This is a genomic window from Micromonospora sp. NPDC048898 (assembly GCF_043198035.1).
Classification (GTDB): domain Bacteria; phylum Actinomycetota; class Actinomycetes; order Mycobacteriales; family Micromonosporaceae; genus Micromonospora.
On sequence record NZ_JBICUF010000008.1, the window covers coordinates 57,796 to 83,543 of the forward strand.

The 25,748-nt window shown below is 72.0% G+C and carries 22 protein-coding genes; 12 read left to right on the forward strand and 10 right to left on the reverse strand.

From position 1 onward, the window contains the following. Positions 1 to 37 precede the first annotated feature (37 nt). Both ACGFIQ_RS21485 and ACGFIQ_RS21490 read right to left on the reverse strand, forming a co-directional pair. Positions 38 to 958 carry an RNA-guided endonuclease InsQ/TnpB family protein gene (locus tag ACGFIQ_RS21485; protein WP_393246494.1) on the reverse strand — a complete coding sequence of 307 codons (921 nt, stop codon included), beginning with the start codon at positions 956 to 958 and terminating at the stop codon, positions 38 to 40. After that, positions 933 to 1,241, reverse strand: a complete 309-nt coding sequence (locus ACGFIQ_RS21490; RefSeq protein WP_393246145.1) for a helix-turn-helix domain-containing protein — start codon at positions 1,239 to 1,241, stop codon at positions 933 to 935. Before ACGFIQ_RS21490 ends, ACGFIQ_RS21485 begins: the two co-directional genes overlap by 26 nt. A 21-nt stretch (positions 1,242 to 1,262) precedes the next feature. On the opposite strand from ACGFIQ_RS21490, the gene tnpA reads away from it, so the two are divergent. After that, positions 1,263 to 1,679, forward strand: coding sequence for an IS200/IS605 family transposase (gene tnpA / locus ACGFIQ_RS21495; RefSeq protein ID WP_393246147.1), 417 nt, complete (start codon positions 1,263 to 1,265; stop codon positions 1,677 to 1,679). A 381-nt stretch (positions 1,680 to 2,060) separates the two neighbouring features. Here tnpA and ACGFIQ_RS21500 read toward each other — a convergent pair whose 3' ends face one another. Then, positions 2,061 to 3,386, reverse strand: coding sequence for a glycoside hydrolase family 6 protein (locus ACGFIQ_RS21500; RefSeq protein WP_393246496.1), 1,326 nt, complete (start codon positions 3,384 to 3,386; stop codon positions 2,061 to 2,063). Between the two features lie 489 nt (positions 3,387 to 3,875). On the opposite strand from ACGFIQ_RS21500, the gene ACGFIQ_RS21505 reads away from it, so the two are divergent. Genes ACGFIQ_RS21505 through ACGFIQ_RS21530 form a run of 6 tightly spaced genes read left to right on the forward strand, consistent with a single transcriptional unit; the run spans position 3,876 to position 10,008 of the window. Beyond that, positions 3,876 to 4,940, forward strand: coding sequence for an ABC transporter substrate-binding protein (locus tag ACGFIQ_RS21505; protein WP_393246149.1), 1,065 nt, complete (start codon positions 3,876 to 3,878; stop codon positions 4,938 to 4,940). After that, entirely contained in the window at positions 4,937 to 5,773 is an 837-nt protein-coding gene (locus ACGFIQ_RS21510; RefSeq protein WP_393246151.1) for an ABC transporter permease, read from the forward strand. Before ACGFIQ_RS21505 ends, ACGFIQ_RS21510 begins: the two co-directional genes overlap by 4 nt. Next, positions 5,749 to 6,486, forward strand: coding sequence for an ABC transporter ATP-binding protein (locus ACGFIQ_RS21515; RefSeq protein WP_393246153.1), 738 nt, complete (start codon positions 5,749 to 5,751; stop codon positions 6,484 to 6,486). The genes ACGFIQ_RS21510 and ACGFIQ_RS21515 overlap by 25 nt, the downstream gene beginning before the upstream one ends. Then, positions 6,483 to 7,820 (forward strand): LLM class flavin-dependent oxidoreductase, encoded by a 1,338-nt coding sequence (locus ACGFIQ_RS21520; RefSeq protein ID WP_393246155.1) that lies wholly within the window; start codon positions 6,483 to 6,485, stop codon positions 7,818 to 7,820. Before ACGFIQ_RS21515 ends, ACGFIQ_RS21520 begins: the two co-directional genes overlap by 4 nt. Before the next feature lie 20 nt (positions 7,821 to 7,840). Then, entirely contained in the window at positions 7,841 to 8,887 is a 1,047-nt protein-coding gene (locus ACGFIQ_RS21525) for an aldo/keto reductase (RefSeq protein WP_393246157.1), read from the forward strand. After that, a complete protein-coding gene (locus ACGFIQ_RS21530) occupies positions 8,884 to 10,008 on the forward strand; it encodes an LLM class flavin-dependent oxidoreductase (protein ID WP_393246159.1) in 1,125 nt (374 codons plus the stop codon). Before ACGFIQ_RS21525 ends, ACGFIQ_RS21530 begins: the two co-directional genes overlap by 4 nt. Before the next feature lie 6 nt (positions 10,009 to 10,014). Here the strand turns inward: ACGFIQ_RS21530 and ACGFIQ_RS21535 are convergent, their stop codons facing one another. After that, a complete protein-coding gene (locus ACGFIQ_RS21535) occupies positions 10,015 to 10,776 on the reverse strand; it encodes a hypothetical protein (RefSeq protein ID WP_393246161.1) in 762 nt (253 codons plus the stop codon). A 46-nt stretch (positions 10,777 to 10,822) separates the two neighbouring features. Here ACGFIQ_RS21535 and ACGFIQ_RS21540 point away from each other — a divergent pair, with 46 nt between their 5' ends. Next, the gene (locus ACGFIQ_RS21540; RefSeq protein WP_393246163.1) at positions 10,823 to 11,227 is read left to right on the forward strand and encodes a winged helix-turn-helix transcriptional regulator; all 405 of its coding nucleotides are present in this window, start codon (positions 10,823 to 10,825) and stop codon (positions 11,225 to 11,227) included. Here ACGFIQ_RS21540 and ACGFIQ_RS21545 read toward each other — a convergent pair. After that, entirely contained in the window at positions 11,224 to 12,519 is a 1,296-nt protein-coding gene (locus ACGFIQ_RS21545) for a GAF domain-containing protein (RefSeq protein ID WP_393246165.1), read from the reverse strand. The two genes, ACGFIQ_RS21540 and ACGFIQ_RS21545, sit on opposite strands and share 4 nt — an antisense overlap. A gap of 353 nt (positions 12,520 to 12,872) precedes the next feature. Between ACGFIQ_RS21545 and ACGFIQ_RS21550 the strand changes: the two genes are divergently transcribed. From ACGFIQ_RS21550 to ACGFIQ_RS21560, 3 genes are all read left to right on the forward strand, one after another. Next, entirely contained in the window at positions 12,873 to 14,126 is a 1,254-nt protein-coding gene (locus ACGFIQ_RS21550) for a hypothetical protein (RefSeq protein ID WP_393246167.1), read from the forward strand. Between the two features lie 199 nt (positions 14,127 to 14,325). Then, positions 14,326 to 14,931, forward strand: coding sequence for a response regulator transcription factor (locus ACGFIQ_RS21555; protein WP_393246169.1), 606 nt, complete (start codon positions 14,326 to 14,328; stop codon positions 14,929 to 14,931). A gap of 120 nt (positions 14,932 to 15,051) precedes the next feature. Further along, positions 15,052 to 15,636: a response regulator transcription factor gene (locus ACGFIQ_RS21560; protein WP_393246171.1), complete on the forward strand. Its 585-nt coding sequence runs from the start codon at positions 15,052 to 15,054 to the stop codon at positions 15,634 to 15,636. Positions 15,637 to 15,665: 29 nt separating this feature from the next. Here ACGFIQ_RS21560 and ACGFIQ_RS21565 read toward each other — a convergent pair whose 3' ends face one another. From ACGFIQ_RS21565 to lanKC, 4 genes are all read right to left on the reverse strand, one after another. After that, on the reverse strand, positions 15,666 to 17,438 hold the full coding sequence (locus ACGFIQ_RS21565; RefSeq protein ID WP_393246173.1) for an ATP-binding cassette domain-containing protein: 1,773 nt from the start codon (positions 17,436 to 17,438) through the stop codon (positions 15,666 to 15,668). Beyond that, positions 17,435 to 19,162: an ABC transporter ATP-binding protein gene (locus tag ACGFIQ_RS21570; protein ID WP_393246176.1), complete on the reverse strand. Its 1,728-nt coding sequence runs from the start codon at positions 19,160 to 19,162 to the stop codon at positions 17,435 to 17,437. Before ACGFIQ_RS21570 ends, ACGFIQ_RS21565 begins: the two co-directional genes overlap by 4 nt. Positions 19,163 to 19,235: 73 nt before the next feature. Continuing rightward, the gene (locus tag ACGFIQ_RS21575) at positions 19,236 to 19,355 is read right to left on the reverse strand and encodes a SapB/AmfS family lanthipeptide (RefSeq protein ID WP_013734295.1); all 120 of its coding nucleotides are present in this window, start codon (positions 19,353 to 19,355) and stop codon (positions 19,236 to 19,238) included. A gap of 5 nt (positions 19,356 to 19,360) precedes the next feature. Continuing rightward, on the reverse strand, positions 19,361 to 21,997 hold the full coding sequence (lanKC, locus tag ACGFIQ_RS21580; protein ID WP_393246178.1) for a class III lanthionine synthetase LanKC: 2,637 nt from the start codon (positions 21,995 to 21,997) through the stop codon (positions 19,361 to 19,363). Between the two features lie 382 nt (positions 21,998 to 22,379). Here lanKC and ACGFIQ_RS21585 point away from each other — a divergent pair, with 382 nt between their 5' ends. Further along, positions 22,380 to 24,122 (forward strand): RICIN domain-containing protein, encoded by a 1,743-nt coding sequence (locus ACGFIQ_RS21585; RefSeq protein WP_393246180.1) that lies wholly within the window; start codon positions 22,380 to 22,382, stop codon positions 24,120 to 24,122. A gap of 68 nt (positions 24,123 to 24,190) precedes the next feature. On the opposite strand, the gene ACGFIQ_RS21590 is transcribed toward ACGFIQ_RS21585, so the two are convergent. Beyond that, positions 24,191 to 25,645 (reverse strand): alkaline phosphatase PhoX, encoded by a 1,455-nt coding sequence (locus tag ACGFIQ_RS21590; protein ID WP_393246182.1) that lies wholly within the window; start codon positions 25,643 to 25,645, stop codon positions 24,191 to 24,193. Between the last annotated feature and the right edge of the window lie 103 nt (positions 25,646 to 25,748).

Consider the following 25,748-nt stretch of genomic DNA (forward strand, 5'->3'; position numbering starts at 1 on the left):
CGCCCTCTCTGCCCTGAAGGGCGGAGATTCCGGTCTGCTACACCCCCGAAGGGGCAAGCTCCCGGCGGGTTACCGCTTCCCTGCGCGGTGCCGGCACGGGTGCCGGTCTTATCTGCGCTCGACGGTCGTTGAGGTCCGCCCGTCCGGCGGCCCTGATGTTCTTGGCGGCGTTCACGTCTCGGTCGTGCAGGCTGCCGCATGGGCAGCCCCACGTCCGGACGTTGAGCGCCATCTTGTCGTTGATCCGGCCGCAGTCCGAGCACATGCGGGTCGACGGGAAGAACCGATCTACCCGGGCGAAGGTGCGCCCGTAACGGGCGGCCTTGTACTCCAGCATGGCCGCGAACTGTGACCACCCAGCGTCGTGCACCGACTTCGCCAACCGTGTCCGGGCGAGACCGGTCACGCACAGGTCCTCGACGAACACCGCTTGGTTGTCGCGGATGATCTGCGTCGAAAGCTTGTGCTGCCAGTCCCACCGGGTGTCGGCCACCTTCGCGTGCGCGCGGGCGACCTTCCGAACGGCCTTCTTACGGTTGTTGCTGCCCCGCTGCTTGCGGGACAAGCCCTGCTGCAACCGGCGCAGCTTGCGGGCTGCCCGGCGCAGGAACTTCGGCGCGGTCACCTTCGTCCCGTCGGACATCACTGCGAAGTGCGTCAACCCCAGGTCAATGCCGACCTCCGAGTCCAGCTCGGGCAACAGCTGGTCGGCGGTCTGCACCACGAACGAGGCGAAGTGCCGACCGACGGCGTCTCGGATGACCGTCACCGACGTGGGTGCAGCCGGCAGCTCCCGCGACCAACGGACTTCCAGATCGCCGATCTTCGGCAGCCGCAGTCGACCGTTGTCGAGGACCTTGAACCGGGCGTTGGCGGTGAACCGGACGGCCTGCCGGCTGTCCTTGCGGGACCGGAACCGGGGAGGAGCGACCTTACGACCCTTGCGCCTGCCCGACAGCGAGGCGAAGAAGTTGCGGTAGGCCCCTGTTCAGGTCAGCGAGGGCCTGCTGCAACACCACCGATGACACCTCGCCCAGCCACGCCCGCTCCGGGGTCAACTTGGCCACGGTAACCCGCTTGGACAGCTCGGCGTCCGTCGGGTACGGCAGGCCAGCCTCGCGTGCTTCCTGTCGCACGCGCAGCCCGTCGTTGAACACCACCCGCGCACACCCGAACGCCTTCGCCAGCGCCTCGCGCTGGGCGGCATCCGGGTAGAGCCGGTAGTTGTACCGAAGCTGCACACGTCGAGTCTACATTGGCCTATGGCCGATCTCGGAGACATCCGCACTGGTAGACACTGCACTTTCGCATTACACGCCCACTTGGTCTTCGTGACCAAGTACCGACACCGAATCTTCTCCGACCAACACCTCAAGCGGATGAAAGACATCATGCGGACGGTGTGCGCCGACTTCGAGGCCGAGCTGGTCGAGTTCAACGGCGAAGAGAACCACGTCCACCTACTGGTGAACTTCCCACCCAAGATCGCCCTGGCGAAGCTGGTCAACTCTCTCAAGGGTGTGTCCAGCCGGCGGCTGCGCCAAGAATTCCCTGACCTCGCCCACCACTACTACCGTGCCAACCGCCTGTGGTCGGCGTCGTACTTCGCCGGCTCCCTCGACGGGGCACCCCTGAGCCTCCTGCACCAGTACATCGAGCAACAGAACCGTCCGGCCTAGGGCACGCCCGGGCCATGACGGCCCTCCCGCGCGGGCTCTCACCACCGCCCTGAAGGACGGTGCACTAGGGCCTGTGTCAAAGCCCCTGGCCGGCCTGCGGCGGGCCCAGACGACGACCGGCCGCGTTGGAGATTGGCCCGGATACAACACCGGTATCCGGGCCAATCTCCGCCTTGCCGGATCGCCGCCTGGACTCCGCCTCGGCTCGACCGAGGGCTTTGACACAGGCCCTAGCCCGCATTTCGGTAGCCACACCCGGCCGGCCAGAGTCGCCTCAGCAGTGCCACGACCCAACCGGCGACCCGCGCCGCCGACAGCGCGGTCCAGTCGAATGCCGTCACGTCGGCACAGGTTGGTAGCTCATGGACGGAGCCGAACCTGTCACAGTGGCGGCCAGGCGTTGGTCAGCAGCTGACGGAAATGCGCCGGGAACCACGCACCGAACGGCGGGGCGGCCGGCATCGCCCCGGTGGCGTACGGGGAGCCGCGCGGCGCGAGGTAGTTCGGGTCGCACAGCGGCTCGTACGGCAGACCGGGGGTCGGGCTGCCGGCGGCGCCGTCGGACTCGCCGGGCGGCTTGACCCACGCGTAGGCGTCGATGCCCGGCGCCGGTTCGGCGGCGGGCCGCTGACCGAGGCCGGAGCCCACCTGGTTGCACCAGTTCCCGACGTAGGCCCGCCTGTCGATCCGACTGCCGTCGACGTACCGGTTCACCTCGCTCGGGGCCGCCGGCCCGGTGGGGCGGCCGGGGCCGCCCCAGCCGTTGCGGGAGGTGTCCACCACGACACCCACCTGCGGGGAGAAGCCGGCCTCGGTCAGCAGGGCACGCAGGTGCCGCGCGTAGGGCACCTCGTCGACGAACGGGTTCCAGTCGACCCACCTCGACTGGTACACCGGTTGGCCGTTGACGACGTCGTCGGCGCGGAAGTGCTCCTCGCGCAGGACGGAGTAGTTGGCGGTGTTGGCGACGAAGCCGTGCACGTTGGCCACCGTGCTGCCGGCGGCGGTCGCGGCCTGGAGCAGCAGCGCCGTCAGCGGCGCCGAGTCCTCCGGCCAGCCGACTTCGCCGTGGTGACTGATGTCCAGGTACGGGTAGACGTTGGGCACGGTGCCGAGCCGGGCCAGGGCGTACCCGATCCCCAGCTGGTAGGTGCCGCGCGCCCGCACCTCGTCGCAGGCCGGGGTGGCGGTGTACCGGGTGCCGGTGTTGACGACGAGGTTGGGCAGCGAGTTCGGCTCGACGAAGGCGACGATGCGCAGGTCGGCGTAGCGGGGAGCGGCGAGGATCTCGACGATCGGATCGATGAACTCGGCCTGGTAACGGGCGGTGTCGTCGATCGACAGCTCCCCCTGTGGGGCCCGCCGGCCGCAGTCGCGGGCCGGCAGGTCGTAGAGGGTCAACTGGACGAGGTCGGCGCGCTGCGCCAGGGCGGCGTCCAGATGCGCGCGCAGGCCCAGCGCCCCGTCGGTGCCGGCGATCTGGGCAATCCGGTCCAGCCAGACGGCCGTCGGCTGGCCGGCGACCGCGGCACCGCCGGGCTCGGCGGCGGCGCGAGCGGCCCACTCCGGATTGACGTAGACCCGGGCGCCGACGTAGGGGTTGTCCACCCGTGGCGGCGGATCGGCGGCGTGGGCCGGGCCGGCGTCGGCGAGCAACCCCGCCACCAGGACGGACACGGCGGCGAGGACTGAGCGGACCGGCGGCATGGTCACGGTGGTGGCTCCCTCGGATCTGGCCCGGGCGTCGGGCGTACGCCCTCGGCCACAGATCTATACATCTCGATCCATTGTTGCACCCGTCGCGTCCCAGCGCATGAAACCCTAGTTGACACATAGGAATTGTGGGTTAGCGTCGTATCCATGACCAGCCAGCACACCCTGCTTCGGGGCACCGCCATCGCGGTGTCGCGGGGATGCTGCCGCAGCTGGACCGCCGCCTGCGGCTGCTGCCGCCGCTGAGCGAGCGTTACCCACTTCCCATCGCGGCACCGCCGGCTCGACGACGACCGGCAGCCGCCTCCTCGAACCGATCACCGGACACGCGCCGAGCCGATCGCGCGGGCCCCCACCGGGTGCCCCGCTGGCGACGACGCGATCGGTGCTCGCCGAGCCGCTGATCGGCAGTCCCGGCGACGGCGCCGCCCCGACCACGTGGGGTGCTGCCCCGTCCCGCAACCAGCCACGAAGGAGTCGTACGTGACATCACCATCCCTCCTGGGTCGACGGGCCTTCCTGTCCGCCGCCGTCGGCGCGGTCACGCTGGGCCTGACCGCCTGCGCCGGCGACGAGACACCTCCCGTGGCCCTGGCCGCCGGCGAGCCACTGCCGGAGGCCGTACCGAAGGGCACCAAGCTCGTCATCGGGGACAAGGAGCACCAGAAGGCGATCGAGTTCTCCGGGGAGGCCGACAAGCTGTCCTTCACCGTGGAGTGGGCGAACATCAGCGGCGGCCCACAGACCCTGGAGGCTTTCCGCGCGAAGGCGGTGGATCTCGGCTCGGTGGCGGACATCCCACCGATTCACTCGCACTGGACCGGCATTCCCACGAGGATCGTCGCCTCGAAGTACCGCCAGGACCCGCTCAACCACGCCATCTACCGCCTCGGCATCGCACCTGGCGTCACGGTCGCCACCCTCGCCGACCTCCGGGGGAAGAAGATCGCGTACAGCCCGGGGCAGGCGCAGGGAGCGCTGATCCTGCGGGTACTCCACAAGGCCGGCCTCAGCAAGAAGGACGTCAAGCTGGTCGAGCTGCCGAGCACGGGCGACGTCTACGGGACAGCGCTCGCCAGCCGCCAGGTCGAGGTGGCCCCGATCGGGGGCGTACAGATCAAACGCTACGAGAGCAAGTACGGCCGCGACGGCGCGACACTGATCTCGCACGGACTGCGCGACGACCCCGGTCACCTGTACGCGCCCGTCACCGTGCTCGGCGATCCGGCCAAGGCGGCGGCGATCCGCGAGTACGTGCAGGCGTGGGCGCGGGCCTGGCGGTGGCGCGAGGCCAACCCGGACGAGTGGATCGAGCGGTACTACGTCAAGGACCAGGGCCTGACCACCGACGACGGCAGGTGGCTGGTCGAGAACGGCGGCGTGGCCGACATCCCGTCCAGTTGGACGGAGGCCATCGGCCGGCACCAGGAGACCATCGATCTGCTGGCCAAGGAGACGGGCAACAAGCCCCTCCGGGCCGAGGACCTGTACGACCGACGGTACGAAGCCGTGGGCGCGCAGGCGCTGACCGCGGGAGGCGCCAGGTGAGCGTCTCGGCACTGACCCGGCCCCGACCGGCCGCCACCGTTCCCGCCAGGCGTCCACGGCGCCGGCTGAAGCCGGGTCGACAGATCCCCTTCGGGTCGGCGATCGGCCCGTTCCTGCTGCTGGCGGTGTGGGCGGCCGGCTCGGCGGGCGGCTGGATCGACCCGCGTACCCTGTCGGCGCCGTGGACCGTGGTGACGACGGCGGGTGACCTCATCGCGGACGGCCGACTGCAGGACAACCTGGCCATCTCGGCCCAACGGGCCGGCCTGGGCCTCGCCATCGGCACCGTCGTCGGCATCGTGCTGGCCCTGCTCGCGGGCCTGAGCCGGTGGGGTGAGGCCATCCTCGACGGACCGATCCAGATCAAGCGGGCCATCCCCGCCCTCGCGCTGATCCCGCTGCTCGTCCTCTGGTTCGGCATCGGCGAGCAGATGAAGGTCATCACCATCACGCTCGGCGTCTTCGTCCCCGTCTACATCCACACCCACAACGGGCTACGCACCATCGACAGCCGGTACGTCGAGCTGGGCGAGTCGCTGCGCCTGCGGCGGACGGCCTTCATCCGCCGGATCGTGCTGCCCGGAGCGCTGCCCGGCTTCCTGCTCGGCATGCGGTTCGCGGTGGTCGGGGCGTGGCTGTCCCTGGTGGTCGTCGAGCAGATCAACTCGACAAGCGGCATCGGCTACATGATGGAGCTGGCCCGGGAGTACGGCCAGACCGACGTGATCATCGTCGGACTCGTGCTGTACGGACTGCTCGGGCTGCTGTCCGACGGTGCCGTCCGGCTTGCGCAGAGGAGGGCACTGTCGTGGCGACGCACCATGGCGGACTGACCGCCACCCGTACCGTCCGGGTCCAGGGACTGGTCCGTGGCTTCGGGGACCGGGCCGTCCTGGACGGGTTCGACCTGGAGTTCGGCGCGGGCGAGTTCGTCGCGCTACTGGGCCGCAGCGGCTCGGGCAAGAGCACCCTGCTGCGTGCGCTCGCCGGCCTGGACGGCGACGCCACCGGCTCCGGCCTGGTCGACGTACCGGAGAACTCCTCTGTCGTCTTCCAGGACGCCCGGCTGCTGCCCTGGCAACGGGTGCTGGACAACGTCGTGCTCGGCCTGCGCGGGCCGGACGCCTACCAGCGTGGCCGCGCGGCCCTCGCCGAGGTCGGCCTGGCCGGGCGGGAGCGGGCCTGGCCGAACGAGCTGTCCGGTGGCGAACAGCAACGGGTGGCGCTGGCCCGGGCACTGGTGTCCGAGCCGGAGCTGCTGCTCGCCGACGAGCCGTTCGGCGCGCTGGACGCGCTGACCCGCCTGCGCATGCACGGCCTGCTACGTGAGCTGTGCGCCCGGCACCGGCCCACGGTCCTGCTCGTCACCCACGACGTCGACGAGGCCATCACCCTGGCCGACCGGGTCCTGCTGCTCGACGCGGGCCGGATCGCGGTCGACCTCGCCATCGACCTGCCGGCACCACGCTCGTACCGGCAGCCGCAATTCCTCGCGTACCGCGAAACCCTGCTGCGCGCACTCGGCGTCGAGCAGACGGAAGGATGACCATGCTGCACCTCAACGCGTTCCTGATGGGCGTCGGCCACCACGAGGCCGCCTGGCGGCTGCCGGAGAGCGACCCGTTCGCCCAGACCGACGTCGCGCACTTCACGCGCCTGGCGCGCATCGCCGAGCGGGGCAAGCTCGACTCGCTGTTCCTCGCCGACAGCCCGGTGCTCTGGAACAGCATCGGCCGACGGCCGGCGGGCACGCTCGAACCGACGGTGCTGCTCACCGCACTGGCCGGCGCGACCCGGCACATCGGGCTCATCGCGACCGCCTCGACGACGTACAACGAGCCGTTCAACCTGGCCCGCCGGTTCGCGTCGCTGGACCACATCAGCGGCGGCCGGGCCGGTTGGAACATCGTCACCACGGCCGGCGTGGACGCGGCCCGCAACTTCAACCTGGACGAGCTGCCCGCCCACCGGGACCGGTACGAGCGGGCCGCCGAGTTCATCGAGGTTTCGCTGAAACTCTGGGACAGCTGGGACGACGAGGCGCCACTCGGCGACAAGGACGCCGGCCGGTGGGGCGACGACAACCTGGTCTACCCGCCCGGCCACGTCGGGCGGCACTTCCGGGTGGCCGGCGCGCTCAACGTTCCGCGCTCGCCGCAGGGCTACCCGCTGCTGGTGCAGGCCGGGTCGTCCGAGGACGGCAAGGAGTTGGCCGCCCGGTACGCCGAGGCCGTCTTCACCGCGCAGCAGACGCTCGGCGAGGCGCAGGAGTTCTATCGCGACCTCAAGCGGCGTGCCGCGCAGTTCGGGCGCGACCCGGGCTCGGTCAAGATCCTGCCCGGCATCGTGCCGGCGGTCGCCCCCACCGAGACGGAGGCTCGCGCACTGGAGGAGGAGCTGGATCGGTTGATCAAACCGGAGTACGCGCGCGCCCAGCTCGCCACCACGCTGCGGGTCGCTCCGGAAGATCTCGACCTGGACAAGGAGCTGCCCGCCGACCTGCCCAGCGAGGACGAGATCCAGGGCGCCAAGAGCAGGTACACGCTCATCGTCACCCTGGCCCGGCGGGAACGCCTGACCGTACGCCAGCTCATCGGCCGGCTCGGTGGCGGACGCGGGCACCGCACCTTCGCCGGCACGCCGGAACAGGTCGCCGACGCCATCGAGGAGTGGTACCGCAGCGGCGCCGCCGACGGCTTCAACATCATGCCGCCGGTGCTGCCGTCCGGGCTGGAGACGTTCGTCGACCACGTGGTGCCGATCCTGCAGCGCCGGGGTCTGTTCCGCACCGAGTACACCGGGGCCACCCTGCGCGACCACTACGGGCTGCCCCGCCCGGCCAACCAGTCCGCACGGCGGCTCGCCGCCGCTTCCCACTGACCGCCAGGAGAGGACGAACCATGGTCGACCAACGACCCTTCGGGCGCACCGGCGTACGAATCAGCTCACTGACGCTGGGTGCGATGAACTTCGGCGAACGGGGCAACCCCGACCACGAGGACGGCATCCGGATCATCCACCGGGCGCTCGACGCGGGCATCAACGCCATCGACACCGCCGACGTCTACTCACACGGCGAGTCGGAGGAGGTCGTCGGCAAGGCCCTCGCCGGCGCGCGTCGCGACGAGGTCTTCCTCGCCACCAAGTTCCACGGCCAGGTGGGCGACAACCCGCAGCACCGGGGCAACTCCCGCCGCTGGATCTTCCGGGCCGTGGAGAACAGCCTGCGCCGGCTCGGCACCGACTGGATCGACCTCTACCAGGTGCACCGGCCGGAGCCGGACACCGACTTCGACGAGACCCTGGGCGCGCTCACCGACCTGGTCCGCCAGGGCAAGATCCGCTACATCGGCACCTCCACGTTCGAGCCGTCGGCCATCGTGGAGGGCCAGTGGGTCGCGCAGCGGCGCGGCCGGGAGCGGGTGGTCAGCGAGCAGCCGCCGTACTCGATCCTGGCCCGCGGGATCGAGCGCGAGGTGCTGCCGGTGGCGCAGCGCTACGAGCTGGCGGTGCTGCCGTGGAGCCCACTGGCCGGCGGTTGGCTCTCCGGGCGCTACCACGGCGGGCTCGACGCGCCGATCTCCCGCCGGGCCGACCGGTTGCCCGCCCGGTTCGACCCGGCGTGGCCAGCCAACGCCGCCAAGCTCGCCGCCGTCGACGAGCTGGCCGCGCTCGCCGACGAGGCCGGACTGTCCCTGATCCACCTGGCGATCGCGTTCGTCCTGGAGCACCCGGCCGTCACGTCGGCGATCATCGGCCCCCGCACGTTGACCCACCTGGAGTCGCAGCTCGGCGCCGCCAAGGTGAGCCTGTCCCGCGATGTGCTGGACCGCATCGACGCCATCGTCGCGCCGGGCACCACGCTGAACCCCGCCGACGCCGGATACCAACCACCGTCGCTGAGCGACCCGGCACACCGGCGTCGCGGCGGGAGGAACGGCCGATGAGTTCGGAGTTCCTCTGGTACATCCCCAACCAGGTCGAGCCGGGCCACCGCGGCGACGACGTCGTCCAGCAGCACAACAGTCTCGACACCCTCACCGGCCACGCCCAGGCGCTGGAGCGGCACGGGTGGTCCGGTGCCCTCATCGGCACCGGCTGGGGACGCCCCGACACCTTCACGGTCGCCGCCGCGCTCGCCGCCCGTACGACGACGTTCCAGCCACTGATCGCGATCCGACCCGGCTACTGGCGGCCGGCCAACTTCGCCTCGGCCGCCGCGACGCTGGACCACCTCACCCAGGGGCGGGTGCTGATCAACATCGTGTCGGGCAAGGACAACCTGGCGGCGTACGGCGACACCGACGGCGACCAGGCCGCCCGCTACGCCCGGACCAGAGAGTTCATCCAGCTCGTGCGCCGGTTGTGGACCGAGGACGCCGTCACCTACCGCGGCGAGCACTTCGGCGTCACCGACTCCACCCTGGCGCTCCGACCGGTCGTCCGGGGCGAGCGCACGCACCCGCGCCTGTACTTCGGTGGCGCCTCGGCCGCCGCCGAGGAGGTGGCCGCCACCGAGGCCGACGTCCAGCTCTTCTGGGGCGAGCCACTCGACGGCGTGGCCGAGCGGATCGAGCGACTGCGGCAGCTCAGCGAGAAGCTGGGGCGCGAGCACGCCCCACTGGAGTTCGGGTTGCGGGTCACCACCCTGGTCCGGGACACCACCGACCAGGCCTGGGCCGACGCCGAGGCGAAGGTTGCCCAGCTGGCACGCCGCGCCGGCGGCATCGAGCGCAACCCGCACTGGCAGGCCGCCGTCGGCCAGCGGCGGTTGCTCGACCTCGCCGCACGCGGCGACGTGCTCGACGACAACCTCTACACCGCACCCGGCAGGTACGGCGGCGGCGGGGCCGGCACCACCTGGTTGGTGGGCTCGGCCGAGGACGTGGCGCGATCACTGCGCAGGTACGAGAGTCTCGGCATCAGACACTTCGTACTCTCCGACACGCCCTACCTACCGGAGATCAAACGCCAGGGTACGCAGCTCCTGCCGCTGCTGCGCGAGGGAGCCGTCGCCGCGCGCCGGACCAGCACCCGCGACCGGAGCGCGGTGCCGACGGCCAGCTGAACCCGATCACCCGCACCGAGGCCCGGTCAGCTCGGCAAGCAGCGTGTAGAGCCGGGCGGCCGCCGACCGGTCGAACTCCGGTCGGGTCAGAGACACCGGCGTTCCGCGACGCAGCGCCGTGAGTGGGGCGGTCGGCGGTTCGGCCAGCAGGGCGGCCAGGTGGGCGGCTGCGGTATCGGTGGATCTTCCGAACAGGGCGGCTGACGCGCCGACGATGGCACGTGCCGGCTGGCGGAGGTAGCGGTGCATGCCACTGTTGACGAAGAGGGGGTTGTAGAGCACGTAGCGGATCTTGCTCTGGGGGTGCGCGGTCGCGAAGCCCACTCCCAGGAGGTCGTTGGCGCGTGCGCCCTGCATGGTGGCCTTGAACAGGCTGTATCCGGCGGCGAGCTGCAGGTCGTTCCAGTTGATTCCGCCGGCCCGGATTCCACCGGTGCCGCAGAGGTTGAGGATGAGCGGCGCCTGGGCACGGTCCAGCGCGGGGCGCAGCCGCTCGGCGAGCAGGTAACGACTGAGGACGTAGATCGCGAAGCTCTCCTCGAAACCCTCGTCGGTGACGACCCGCCGCTGGCTGAAACGTCCCGCGGCCAGCACCAACACGTCAATCTTGTCGGGCAGCCGGTCTGTCAGTGCGGCGGTCTGCCGAACCGAGGTGAGGTCCGCGTCGGCGCTGCCGATCGCGACGACCCGGTCTCCGGCTCGCCGGAGCCGGTCAGCGAGTGCTCCGCCGATGCCGCGTGTCCCGCCCGTGATCACCACTGTGCGCATACTTCATGGTGGGTTCCGCCCGAGTTCGCGGAAAGAAGGCACATTGATGTCACCGGCACTACCGCTACCCGTGACCCTGGCCGACCGTGCGGCGTGCGCGGCGACCGACATCCTGCGGCGCGTGGGTGAGAAGTGGACAGTTCTCGTTCTCGCCGTGCTCCAGGAGCGCCCGTACGGTTTCAACGAACTCGATCGCACCGTTCACGGGCTGAGCCGGCGCATCCTCACCCGCACGCTGCGGACACTGGAGGCCGATGGGCTGATCAGCCGCCAACAGCTGCCGGATCGCGTCGAGTACGCGCTCACCGGCCTGGGCCACTCACTTCTCCCGCTGGTCATCGCCCTCGGTGAGTGGGCGATCGATCACGCGTCCGAGATCGAACAGGCACGAGCGCGGGCGCGGGGGCCCGCCGGACAGCCACCGCCGCCAGGGCCGACTGCCACCCGTTAGCGTCTGAGGTAGGCGGCCAGGCCGCCGAGCTCTTCGCTGGCGATGAACACCGACCGTACGTTGAGGATGGCCTCCTCGACGTGGGCGGAGCAGCCCCACGCCGCGTCGCCCCACGAATCGGCGATCTTGATCTCGGCTGGGGCGGTGCATCCCGGGGCGCCACCGAGTTCGCAGTGCTCCGGGTGCGGCATGGCGGCCTGCGCGGCCGCGGCGGCGCGCATCCGGGCGGCGAGTTCCGCGGCGGCGCTCGCGCGCTGCTCGGCCTCGGCGCGCAGTTCCCGTTCCACGCGTACCACCCTGGCCAGCTCGTCATGGGCTGACCTGGCACGTGCCTCGGCGGCCCGACGTGCCTGCTCGCTGTGGTGACACTCGATGGCCAGGGCGGCGGTGCCGGCGAAGACCCGGGCGAGGGCGAGGTCGGAGTCCTGCGGGGCGCGCGGAGTGCGGTGGTACATGGCGAAGGTGCCCAGGAGGCCGCCGTCGCGGGCCAGGATCGGGGTGGACCAACAGGCCGACACGCCGGCCTGATCGGCCAGCTGCCGGAAGTCGTCCCAGAACGGGTCGGTGCCGATGTCGGTGACGATCACCGGTTGCCGCCGGTGGGCGGCGGTGCCACAGGACCCGACGCCTTCGCCGGTCGCGATCCCGTCGATGGCCTCGTTGTAGAAGTCGGGAAGGCTGGGTGCGGCGCCGTGGCGCAGGTGCCGACCATCGGGATCGGCGAGGAGAACGGAGACGAGCACTTCCTGCGGTGCGAGATTCTCGATGCAGCGGGCCATCCCGTCGAGCACCTCGGCCAGGGGCGCCTGGCGGGCGATCTGCTCCAACAGGGCACGGTGTTCGGCCATCAGCCGTTGAGCCTGCTTGACCTGGGTGGTCTCCACGCCGAGCACCCGGATCCCGCAGACCTGACCGGCGGCGTCCCGGCGCGGTTCGTAGGTGAAGTCGAAGTATGCCTCCCGCGCCTGCAGGCCGGCCCCCAGAATGACCCGGACGTCGCCGCCGGTGTACGGCTCGCCGGTGCGGTAGACCTGGTCCAGCAGGGTGATGAAGCCCTGACCGGCCAGCTCGGGCATCAGGTCCACGAGGGCGACCCCGGTGCGAGCCCGTTCTTCGCCGATGGTGGCGAAGAACGCCGGATTCGCCGTCTCCACCAGATGTTCCGGACCGGCCAGCGAGGCGAAGACCGCGGTGGACTGCCCGAACAACGCCCGCAGATCCTCCTCCGCCGCTCCCGGCCCGGCGGCCGCCGAATCCGCGGTCGAGGACAGCTGGCCTGGTACCGCCGTCACGTCGTGGTCCGCCTCTCGTCTGCCGTTACGGGAATGACTGGATGGTGCGTCGCTCGGTAACGGTGCTCACCGTGTGCGAGGAGGTGGCTGAGGCCGCCGATGCAGCGTACCGGCGGGAGGAACCGGCGGCGAACGCAGCGGCGTCGGGGCACCCGGTGCACCTGGTCCGTACACCCGTTTCCCCAGGCCAGTGCCCCGGGCCGATGGACACGGTGGCGGTCGGTGGTGGCACCCGCCCGACGCATGCACATATCAACAGATGCGGATACGTGAGCGCATCGCTACTATGGGTCAGCAATCCAGACGGAAGGGGTCGTGCCCGCGTGCGAAGTCCCGTCAACGGAACCGCGCCGATGTCTACGCCGGGCCGATCCGCGCCGACTGTGGCCGGCCGACTCCGCAGGCTCGCCCGGCTGATGGTGCTGTTCGCGGCTGCCGTCGGGGCCGGCTTCCTCCTGGCCGCCCTGTTCGACGGGCCGGCCGCCGCCAGCGGGATGCGCGGCGGCGCCGGAGACGACCCTCAGACGCGGATCGGCGCCCTGGTCCAGCCGGTTGCGCGGCTCACGGTCGCACGGCTCCCCGACCCTCACCGTCAGCGCGCCACAGGTGCCGACGCCCGCCGCGACGGGCACCCCGACGCCCCGCTGGCAGGGACCATCGCCGCCGCCCCTCGCGACGCCAAGTCCTCGACGCCGCCTCGACAGTCGAAGGGCGTGTCACCGGCGCTCGTGTCGCCGCCCCGGGTCGACGCAACCGGTGCGGCGAAGCGTGCACGGCTCCGGCCCGCCTCCCCAGCTCCCGCGGGTCATCGTCCGGCTCTCCCCGCCCACCCGTCGCGACCGGACGCTGCTCCGCCACGACGGGCGGCCAGCACCGCACCCGCGACACCCGCGGCGCACGGGCCGGCCGACCCACCCACGGTGGACCCGACCACCGCCCCGCTGCCACACCTCGTGGACACCGCGACCGCCGCACTGCCGCGCGTCGCCGACACCGCGAACGCCGCACTGCCGCCCGTCGTGGACTTCGTGAGCGTCGCACTGCCGCACGTCGTGGAGATCGTGCCGATCCGGCCGGTCGTCCTGGCGCTCCTCGGTGTCATCGACGCCGTTCTGGCACCCGTTCTCGACGTGGTGGTCGTTCCGGCGGCACCTCCACCACCCGCTCTCCGAGCACCCGGGCCGCCCGCCGTGCCGGTGGCCGACCCCACACCCGCGCCGACCGTACCGGCGCCCCCAGCACCACCGGCGGGTCCGACGGACCCGACGGACCCGGCGGACGCGGCGTTGGTGCCGGTATCCGTCACGGCGGTGCTGACCCCCGCCGCACCGCCGCGGGTGTCCGTCGCCGAGTGCACGCACCCGACGACCTCGACCCGGCACCTCGCCGCGCGTCCGGGTCCGGTGCTCACGGCTGCCGACCCACCGGGCGGACCCGTCGCGCCCGTCGACCAGGATGCCGCCGGTGTCGACGATGGATCGACGCCGGGGCTGGGGCTGGTCCGGGCGGCCGACCGGCAGTCGCATCTCGGTGTCACGCAGGCCCGCGCTCTCCTGCCGCTTCTCGTCGAGGGCCGCACTCCGTCCGGGATCGCCCGGCCGGGATGAGGCGGGTCGACCGACCCGGGTGGCTGGCACACACGGCCAACTCCACCCGGCTCGGTCGACAGGTCCCCGCGCCCGTCCGCCGTGACGGTGCCACGGGGCGTTGCCTATCCCGTCCGTCGCGCACGAGCGCACCGACCAACCCGTGGATGTTCCGGGACCGGTGGTCGTCGTGACGCGCACCTGAGATCGGAGAAACGTGGTGATCCACGTTGTCGTCGCCGAAGACATGGGTTTGTTGCGTGGTGCGCTCTGCGCCGCGCTGTCACGTGAGGAGGACATGGAGGTGGTCGCCGACGTCGGGGGTGTCGGCGAGTTGTTGACGGTGGTCCGGCGGTGCCGACCCCAGGTGGTGGTGTTGGCGCTGACACCCGAGCTGCCCGACCCGGTGGAGGTGGTCGCCCGGATCAACGCGGAGGCGCCGCACGCGGCCGTGCTGGCGATGAGCCCTCGGTGGAGCCCGACCCTGGTGGAGGCGGCGCTGGCGGCCGGTGCGCGCGGCCTGGTCGGCAAGGACAGCTCCTTGGCGGAGTTGGTGCGGGCGATCCGCGCGCTCGCGGCCGGGGAACGGGCGATCGACCCGGCCGCGGCGGTGGCGGTGCTGAGCCCTCCGGAGATCCCGTTGACACCTCGGGAGATGGACGTGTTGCGGATGGCCGCCGAGGGTCTGCCCCTGAAGGAGATCGCCGTCCGCCTCTACCTGGCACACGGCACGGTGCGCAACCATCTGTCGGTGATCCTACGGAAGACCGGAGCCCGCAACCGCCTGGAGGCGGTGTGGCGCGCACGGCGTAACGGCTGGTTGTAGCCGTGGTGGCGGGTCCGGCAGAAGCCTCCGGGCCCGCCTCCCGTCGCCGTGCGGACCCAGCCCAGTCGTGTTTGAATGTTGACGTTGAGTGATCGTCATCGGAGTGCGGGAAGGTTCAGCGTGATCCGTACCCTGCTCGCCCTGGACGGCGCCCTGGTGTTGGGCGCGCTGTCGTTCGTCCTCGCCGCCGAGGAGGACATCCGTGTCGTGGCGGAGGTGGATCGCGGCGACGCGGTCTCCGCGGCCGTCCGCGCCCAACGACCCGACGTGGTGGTGGCCGACCTCGACTTCGTCGAGGACGTCGATCCGGGCCGCCTCGACCCGTGCCCCGTCCTGGTGCTGGCCCACCCCCATCGGGCCCGGCGACTGCGCGGCATGCTCTGCCCGACCAGGACGGTCGGCATCCTGCGCAGCGACGCCGCCCCCCAACGCGTCATCGACGGGATCCGCCGGCTCGCCCGGCGGGAGTCCGTGCTCGACGCGGACCTCGTCGTCGCGGCACTGCGCTCGGACTGCCCACTGACCAGCCGGGAGACGGAGGTGCTGAGGCTGACCGCGGCGGGGGCACCGGTCGCGGAGGTGGCGGCGTCACTCGGGCTCAGCCGTGGCACCGTCCGCAACCATCTCGGTCGGATCGCCCGCAAGGTGGGCGCGCGTACCCGGGTGGAGGCCGTGCGGATGGCCGGCGAGGCCGGCTGGATCTGACCGGTGCCGTCGGCTCTGGTGCGCGGGGTTCAGCCCCGCCGCGCCGACGCCGCCCGGGACGGCACCACCGGGTCGTCCCAGCAGCCGACGAGCATGCGGTAGGTGGCCGAGCGGGCCATCAACTCCCGGTGCGTCCCGAGCACGGGCTCGTCGCCGTCGAGGACCAGCATCCGATCGGCCCGCAACGCGGAGCTGATCCGGTGTGCGATCACTACGAGGCTGCCGGGCCGCCGGGCGAAGGCGTCCTCGACTGTCGCCTCCAGCGCCGGGTCCAGGTGGCACGTCGCCTCGTCCAGGAGCACCAGCGGGGCGGGTGCCAGCCAGGCCCGGACCGCCGCGATGAGCTGCCGCTCGCCGGCGGAGAGCAGAGCCGGCACGACCGGTGCGGCCAGGCCCCCCAGGCGGGTCGCCAGGGGACGCGCACCGAGCGCGTCGAGGGTGGCCTCCAGCGTGTGGTCGTCGGCGTCCGGCCGCAGGTAGCGCAGGTTGTCGGCGAGGCTGCCGGTGAAGACGTACGCCTCCTGGGGCACCAGCACCCGCATCCCGCCCAGGGCGGACGGCTCGGCGTCGGCGACCGTCGCGCCGGCCAGGTGGACCGTGCCGGTCTGCGGCGGCACCAGCCCGGCCAGCAGGGTGGCCAGTGTGGACTTGCCCGCTCCACTCGGGCCCACCACGGCGAGGTGCTCCCCCTCGGCCAGCGTCAGCGAGAAGTTCCGGAGCACGGGCCGGGCGCGCGGGCCGTACCCGAAGGTCAGCCCCCGGACCTCGACGGCCGGTGAGCGGCCGGCCGGCCCCGACGGCTCGCGGGGTGCCCGGATGGCGGGAGCCGGCGGCCGGAGGCCGGCGGACCCGGGATAGGCACGCAGGATGTTCTCCAGGGTGACCGCGTACCGCAGCCCGCCGCCGCCGAGGCCCTGCACCAGGGTGTGCAGGGCGGGTTGCAGTCCGGTGGAGACGTAGATCAGCGCGCCCAGCACCGCGCCCGCGGTCAACCCGCGCTCGACCAGCCACGGCGCGGCCACGAGCAGCACCACAAGCGGCAGCCAGCCGCCGATGCCGAGGCTGAGGCTGCGGATCGCCGCCATTCGGGCGAGGGTGCGTTCGGCGGCGGCCTGCGCGGACACTCGGCGTTCCACGTCCGCCGTCACGCGTGCCTGGGCGCCGCAGGCCACCACGTCACGGTGACCGGCCAGGGCGGCCGCCGCCGACTGGCCGAGGTGCTCACCGGCCCGGACGTACGCGCGCTGGTGCGCGACCATCGCCGGCAGCGCGGCGAGGAACACGGCCAGGCCGGCGACCAGCGGCGCGGCGGCCAGCGCCGCCACCACCGGTGCCAGGGCGAGGAGGCCGAGCAGGGCCGCGCCGGCGGAGAAGAGGAAACCGCGGGTCACCATGAGCAGACCGGCGAAGGTGTCACGGACGATCTCCATCTGGTGGGTCAGCCGGGTCACCGCGGCGCTGTCCGGACGACCTCCCGCCCGGGTGGCGTCGCGCAGCGCACCCCGGACCACCTGGGCGGCCACGTCGTCGCGGAACGGCTCGACCACGGCGCCGAGACTCCGGTACGTCCGACCGGTCGCCGCCGCGCCGACCAGCACGGCCACGGCGAGCGCGCCCAACCACGCCAGGCCGTTGAGGAGACGTCCGGCCAGGAAACCCTCGTCGACGGCGCGGGCGACCAGGAGGCCGGCGAGCAGGGCGGGCAGCGACTCGACGAGCGACCAGCCGCAGAGCCCGACGAGAGCACGCCGGCGGGCTCGCAGCGCCCGCCAGGTCACCCGCCGTACGCTCGGATGGCTCACGGCCCACCGCCGGCCGGCTGGAAGACAGCCCGGTAGTCCGGGTCGGCCCAGAGCCGCCGGTGCGGTGCCAGGCCGCGCAGCCGACCGCCGTCCAGCCAGGCCACGAGGTCGGCCGCCGCGGCCGCCGCCGGCCGGTGGGTGACCACCAGTCGGGTACGCTCGCCGGCCCGCCCGAGCACCGCCTGGGTGATCCGGTGTTCGGTCGCGGTGTCCAGGCTGGACGTCGCGTCGTCCAGGATGAGCAGCCGCTCGGCGGCGAACGCCCGAGCCAGGCCGAGGCGTTGGGCCTCGCCTCCGGAGAGCGGTGTGTCCACCAGCGGGGTGCGGTAGCCGTCGGGCAGCCGGTCGATCACGTCGGCGACCGCCGCCAGGCGGGCCGCCCGCAGGACCGCCGGTGTGGCCGGGCTGCGATCGGCCGGTGGTGCCGCCGCGTCGACCGGCAGCGCCAACCCGATCGCGTCGTGGACTGTCGCGCCGATCAGCACCGGCCGGTCGAAGGCGTAGCCGACGGCTCGGCGCAGTGCCGACCCGTCGAGGTCGCGCAGCGGCACGCCGTCGAGCCGCACCTCACCGGCGTCGGGGTCGTACAGCCGTCCGGCGACGGCAGCCAGCGTCGACTTGCCGGCACCGGAGGCTCCGACGACAGCCACCGTCGCGCCGGCCGGTACGTCCAGGTCGATGCCGTCCAGGATGGGCCGCCCGTCGTCGGCGTGCACGCGTACCCCGCGCAGTCGCAGGGCGCCCCCGCCGGGTGGAAGGGGCCGGGCGCCGGCCGACGTGGCCGGCTGGTGCAGCAGCTCGGCGAGACGGTGTGCCCCGGCGCGGCTGCGGACCAGGTGGTTCAGGGTGGCGAGCACTCCGCCGAGCCCGGCGCCCATGGCCGCGTAGCGGACCGCGGCGACCAGTTGGCCCGGCGTGAGCCAGCCCGCCGTCAGCGCGTACCCGCCGACCGCGATGACGCTCAGGTTCAGCAGCGGCGCCACGGCGGAGGTGCGCGCACTCGCCCGGGCCAACAGGTCCCAGCCGCGCCGGCCGTGCCCGCCCAGCTCCGGCAGGGCCGCCAGCACGCGGTCCTCCTCGCGCTGGGTGGTGGCGGCGGCGGCGATGGTCCGGGCACCGGTCAGCGACTCCAGCAGCCGGCCGGCGATGGTGCCGAGCACCCGCTGGTACGCGGCGGTCACGGCCGAGGCGTCGGCCACGAAGGCGCGCATGAGGACGGCGAGCAGGGCGAGACCGGCGAGCAGGGTGACCCCGAGGACCGGTTCGATGAGGGCGAGGGCGACGACGCTGCCCAGCGGTGGCAGCACCGCCACCACGGCAAGGACCACGGCGTTGCCGGCCTGTCCCGCGTCGGCGGCCTGGCCGACCAACCGGCCGACGAGATCACCCACGGGGTGGCGGCGGGTGGCGCGGACATCCAACGCGAACACGTGCCGCAGCAGGTGCCGGCGTAGCCCGGCGGTGGCGCGCGCGGCCCCGAATCCGCTGGCCAGGTCCGTGAGGGTGTCGACGCCGATGAGGACGACGACCAGGGCACCGGCGGACACCGCCCACCAGCCGGAGCCGCCGGCGAGGGCGGCGTCGACGGCGCGGCCGAGGGCCGCGGGTAGCAACAGTTCGGCGGTCGCGCCGAGCAGCGCGACCGCCGCGAGCCCACCGGTCCAGCCGCCGCCCGCTCGGACCGTCCGCCACAGCAACCGGTCCCCCGCGGCGAACGTCGGCATCGGCCCTCCCGTTGGTACGCGATTGCCCTGGGTGGGCACGTCTGCCCACCCAGGGCCTCGCTTGTGCGGCGGATCAGTTGCAGGTCGTGACGGAGAGCGAGCTGTCGCCGCAGAGCAGCAGGCTCGCCCGGCTACCGCCACCCGTGCGGTCGGCCGGAGCCATCTCCAGGCCCTGGAGGTCCAGAAGCGCCATGTCGTTCACCTCCCTTCCTTCCGTTCGCCGAACCGGTCGCCCCCGCTGTCGCGAGGGAGTCTCTGCGCGCCCGGCAGGGGCGCGAGAAAGGGCAGCACCGGCGGCTGGTCGCGCTGTGCGCAGGCCAGCGCGTAGAGCACGCCGGCGGTGCCGGTGCCGAAGTCCATGGAGAGCCGCAGCAACTGCTCACCGGGGAACGCGGTCCCGTCCCGGTACGGCAGCGCGTGCCAGGTCAGCCGGTCCACCTGCGCGGCGAGTTCCCGGCGGTCGGTGTCGTCGGTCGAGGCGGCGAGGTAGGCGATGATGCCGGCCCGGCCGGCGAAGAGCCCGGACTGTGCGTAGAACGGTGACCGCGCGGCGCGGCGGATCCCCGCGCTCGCCTCGGCGAACCGGTCGTCGGCGCGGTGGCGCAGGTACTGGTCGAGGACCAGCCCGATGCCGACGCTGCCGTGCGCCAGGTACGGCATGGTCCGCCAGCCCTCGTTGACCTCCAGGGCGCCGTCCGGGCGCAGCACACACCGGCGCAGATCCTGGCGCAGCGCCGTGGCGGCGTGCCCTAACAGCTCCTCGTCGCCGTCGAGCTCGTAGAGCCGCAGCAACATCAGCGCCGGTCCGGTCCGGCCGCGCAGCAGCCCGGCGTACGGATTGCGTCCGCCGCTGAGGTCCGGCCCCGGGTCGTCGGCCAGTTGCCCGATCACCCGCTCGGCGACCCGCCACGCGGCGTCGCGCAACGACACCTCCCCGGTACGCGCGGCCAGCTCGGCCAGGTTGAGCGCGATCCCGGACAGTCCGCTCGCCAGGCTGTGGTCGAGCCCGTCCACGGGTTCCCGCAGGCAGATGTCGACGACGTCCAGCGCGTCCTGCCGTCGTCCGAGGTGGTCGAGCGCGTGGGCGACGCCGTGCAGCCCGTCGTAGAAGCCGCAGCGGGTGCCGGACGGCGGCGCTGTCGCCCGCCGCACCAGCCAGTCCTCGTGCTCGGGCCACCGCCCGGCACCGCTCTTGTCGAGCGCGTACAGCACTCCCGCCGCCCCGTGGGCGAGGTTGAGGCCGCCGCTGCGGAACTGTTCGATGTCGCCGGGGAAGAGTCGGTCGTCGCGGGTCGGAGTGGCGCTGGCCAGGATGGCCGTCGCCAGCTTGTCCCGCGTGAGTGACGCGTGGTGTGCGTCCGTGGCCCGGGGGCCGCCGGTGATCTCCTCGACCGCGGGGTCGAGGAAGGACCTCGGCACCGGGAAGTTCGCGGCGACGATGTCGGCCAGGTGCGCCACCTTCGCCGGTGCGAGCCGGACCAACTGGGTCAGGGGCAGGAACAGCGCCAGCCGCAGGCACGCCAGGGCGTACCTGTCGACCGCCGGCCCGGTCCGGTCCCGCGGTGCCGCGAACCCCTGGTTGCGCAGCCCGGGCCGGCGGTGCCCGGCGATCGGCGCGGCCACCTCGAAGTCGACGAGGGCGACCCGGTCGTCCGGCCGGATCATGATGTTGAACAGGTGCAGGTCACCGTAGACCAGGCCGCGCTCGTGGATCGCCGCGACGACCGACTCGACCTGCTCGTAGGTCTGCCGGGCCCACCGGGCGTACGCCGCCCGGTCGTCGTCGGTCGCGTCGGCGTCGATGAGCGGGTACCTGTCGACGAGCACCTTGTTCAGCGGTCGGCCCTCGATGAACTCGAGTGCGAGGAACCGGTGCTCGCCCAGGGCGAACTCGTCGTGCACCCGGGGCACCTGTGGCAGGTCGGCGAGTTGCCGCAGGGCGTCCGCCTCGCGGGCCAGCCGGGCGACGGCGTCGGTGCCGTCGGCGTCCAGGCCGGCGTGCGGCCGGGCCTCCTTGAGCACCACCTCGGTGTCGGTACGCAGGTCCCGGCCCACGTACAGCCCGCCGCCGTTGGAGAAATGGATCACCCGCTCGATCCGGTACGGCACCTGGTCGGTGCTGGTGCCACTGCGGGCGGCCAGGTGCGGGCCGAGGAAGTCGGGCAGGGTGATCCAGGACGGGACGTGGAAGACCGGCTCCCGACGGTCCGGCACCAGCGTGCCGGAGTCGTCCTCGATGGCCGGCACCACCTGCCCGTCGGGCGAGTGGCAGTAGCGGGCGGCGAAGCCGCCGTAGCGCACGTGCACCGGGCCGCTGCCGTAGCGCAGGTCACTGAGGATGTACGGCCCGGTCTCGCCGGTGAGCAGTTCGTCGAGCTCCTTGCAGGTCAGCTCCAGCTCCGCGTCGTCGCGGGGGTAGACCGTGACGAACTTGCCGCTGGCGGCCCGGGCGGCGTACTTGGAGTTGCGCAGCAGCAGCGTGCGGGGCCCGCGCAGGAACTTGAAGGACAGGCCGCGGGGGACGCAGTAGTCCCAGACGGCGTCCAGCACCCGCTCGGCGTTCGCCAGGCCCGCCGAGATGTGGATCTTCCAGCCTTGCTGCGGCAGCGAGCCGCCGTCCGGCGCGTAGATCAGCCAGTCGTCGAGCGGCTCGCGGCGCCAGCCGGTCGGCAGCGGTCGTTCGGCGGCCGGGAAGACGGGCTGCGCGACGGCGCTGCCGAGCGAGTCGTAGAACAGCGGGTCCGCGGCGCAGTAGCTGTCGTAGCGTTCGTCCACTGTCCCGCCGCCCTTCGACTCGGCCGGCTGTGTTCCGGCGTTGCATCGAGTCTCGTCCACGGGACGTGCCGCGCCCCAGTGCGCATAGTCACGACGTTCGATGCGAGGCGCACGGTGCCCAGTGACATTAGTCAGGTGCCGACCGTGCGGCCATGGCCGAGGACGCACGCCAGCCTCGCCGGCACCGGTGGCGCGGCGTCACTATTCGATGCGACACCCAGGGTGGCCGCCCGCTCACTGAGCTGCGTGTTCTTGACCCTTGGCGAGAACAGAACTTAGACTCCCGTGATTGTTAACGTTAACAGTCACGTCACTCGATCGTAATCGACAGGTCATCACCGCCGGGGTCCCCGTCAACCCCGGCGGCGACGCGACAGACCGGTGCCGACCGGGCCGAGGGGACCGCGAAGGCGCGTACCACCACCAGCCAGGAGGACGAGACATGACGCACGAGCACAACGAGCCGGTGAGCGGCGAGCGAAAACTGCTGAGCCGGAGAACCGTCCTGACGACGATGGGGGCCGTACCGGTCGCGGCGGTCGCCGCGGTCGCGGGGGCCACGCCGGCCTCGGCCGCACCGGCGAGCATCAATCCGTCCGCGACGCGGCAGACGATCCGAGGCTTCGGCGCCATGGCCCACGCGGCCTGGATCGGTGACCTGACGGCCGCCCAGCGGGACACGGCCTTCGGCACCGGCCAGGGTCAGTTGGGCTTCTCCCTGCTGAGGATCCCCGTCAACGAGAACCAGGCGGACTGGAGCGCCGACCTGGCGACGGCGCAACGCGCGGTCGCGCTCGGAGCCACCGTGTTCGCGTCGCCGTGGAACCCCCCGGCCAGCATGATCGAGACCTTCACCCGCGGCAACCAGACCAACGCGAGGCGCCTGCGGTACAGCTCGTACGCCGCCTACGCCACGCACCTGAACAACTTCACCACGCACCTGCGCAACAACGGGGTGAACCTGTACGCCATCTCGGTGCAGAACGAGCCCGACTACGCGGCCGAGTGGACGTGGTGGACCACCACCGAAATGGTGCGGTTCCTGCGGGAGAACGCCGGCTCGATCAGCACCAGGGTCATCGCTCCGGAGTCCTTCCAGTACGTGAAGTCCGTGTCGGACCCGATCCTCAACGACGCCACGGCACTGGCCAACGTGGACATCATCGGGGCGCACCTCTACGGCACGTCTTACTCGAACTTCGCCTACCCGCTGTTCAAGCAGAAGGGTGCGGGCAAAGAACTCTGGATGACCGAGGTCTACTACCCCAACAGCAACACGAACTCGGGCGACGCCTGGCCGGAGGCGCTCGACGTGGGCGAGCACATCCACCGTGCCATGGTGGACGCCGAGTTCCAGGCGTACGTCTGGTGGTATCTGCGGCGCAGCTACGGTCCGATGCGCGAGGACGGCCAGATCAGCAAGCGCGGGGCCATGATGGCGCACTTCGCCAGGTTCGTCCGCCCCGGATACCAGCGGATCGACGCGACGGCGAACCCGGCGTCGAACGTCTACGTCTCGGCGTACCGCGGCGGCAACACCGTCGTGATCGTCGCCGTCAACAAGAACACCTCGGCGGTGAGCCAGCAGTTCACCCTGTCCAACACCACCGCGTCCGGCAGCGTCTCGAACTGGCTGACCGACGCGAGCCGGACCGTCGCGCCCCAGGGCGCGCTCACCATGTCGAACGGCTCGCTCACCGCCACGCTCCCCGCCCGCAGCGTGCTGACCTTCGTGACCAGCGTGACCGGCACCATTCCGGTGGGCGACACCTACAAGCTGGTCAACGTCGACACCGGTGTGGTCCTCGGCGTACAGAACATGTCCACCGCCGACGGTGGTCTGGCCGTGGTGTGGGGTGACACCGGCACCGCCGACCACAACTGGGTCCGGGTCACCGACGGCAACGCGTTCCGGTTCCGCAACGTCAACAGCGGCAAGGTCCTCGGCGTCGAGAACATGTCGACCGCCGACAACGCCCGCGTCCTGCAGTGGAGCGACAACGGCACCGCCGACCACCGCTGGACCCTGGTGGCCAACAGCGACGGCTCCTACCGGATCCGCAACGTCAACAGCGGCAAGGTGCTCGCCATCCTCAACGGCTCCAGCACCTGGGGCACCCAGGCCGTCCAGTACACCGACAACGGCAGCACCAGGAACAACTGGCGCCTGGTGCAGGTCGGCTGACCGTCCACCGCACGGCTGCGGTGGGGATCAGGCTGATCACCTGATCCCCACCGGCCGGTCACCCTCGGTCAGCCCAGGTACTTCTCCCACGGACCGGTGATCGCCAGGGTGAGGCCGGGGTCCTGCATGTTGACGAAGAGGACCCTGCCGTCGGCGCTGAAGGCCGGCCCGCAGAACTCCGAATCGTTGAGCTGGTTGCGGGCGATCGCGTACGTCGGCCCTCCCGGAATCGCACTGAGCACGTGGGAGGCCCCGCTGCCGTCCTCGGCGAGCACCAGGCTGCCCCACGGGGTGACGGACACGTTGTCCGGGCCGTCGAAGGTGAGGTCGTTGTACTTGACCGGGGTCCCCTCCTCGGAGGCCACCTGGTGCGGGAAGTACGTCACCAGTTGGATGGTCTGGGCCTTGAAGTTGTAGAACCACACCATGCCGTCGTGCGGCGCGGCGTCGGCCGGCAGGTCACCGTCGTCCCAGGCGTAGGAGTTGACCACGTAGACGCCCTCGTCGGTGCTCCACACCCCCTCGAACTTGCGTCCGCGGGTGACCTGGCCGTCGGCGAACTGCTCGCGCACGGACGTGTGTCGCGCGTCGCGGTCCGGCACCTCGATCCACCGTACGGGGAAGGGGCGGCCCAGCTGGGCTGAGGTCAGGTAGGCGACGTCCGGCAGCACCGAGCCGTCGTCCATGATGATCTGCATGGCGGCGAGGACACCGGCGTTCGGTGCGAGGCGGGTGAGCACACCGGGGCCGAGCTTGACTCCGGCCGGGGCGGTCCAGCGGTAGAAGAGGCCGTTGGGCTCGTCGGCGTCCTCGGACAGGTAGATCCGGGTGCGGTCCCGGTCGACCGCGAGGGCCTCGTGGGAGTAGCGGCCCAGGCACTTGATCGGCCGCGGGTCCGCGCTGCCGTCGGCCCAGACCTCGAAGACGTAGCCGTGGTCCTTCTGGTAGACGCCCGACCGGGTGCCCTCCTCCCACTCGTCGCCGGCCCGGTCCTCGGTCTCCTCGCAGGTCAGCCAGGTCCCCCAGGGGGTCGGCCCGCCGGCGCAGTTGGAGATGGTGCCGGACAGGGCGACGAACTCACCCAGGTTGCGGCCCGCGCGGTCGGTCCTGATCACGGTGCAACCGCCGGCGTCGGTCGCGCCCGCGTCGTACACCGTGCCCTTGACGTGCGGTACGCCGAACTCGGCGCCCGGGTCGATCTCGTGGTTCTGGATCAGTGTGTAACGGCCGTGGCCGGCGTCGTAGACGGCCATGCCGTCGTGGTCCGACGGCGTCACGCCCTGGCCACGGTCGAGTCGGGTGACGCCGGTCCGGGTCACCACCGTGTAGCTGAAGCCCTCGGGCAGGGCCAGGATCCCCTTGGGGTCGTCCACGAGCGGCGGGAAAGGCACGCGACCGCCCTGGACCGGCGAGTGCGGCCGGCCGGGGCTGGCCTGAGCCAGGGACGGCAGGCCACCGGCGACGGCGAGGCCCACGCCGGCGGCAGCGCCGCCCGCGAGGAAGGTACGACGGGAGGAAGGCACGCGGATCAGCTCCTGGTCCAGGGGTGTACGACGGCTGACAGCCAACTCCCGTGGACGGACACCGACACGTCGCCCGAGGGTTCCGGTGGTGACATCGAGGTGA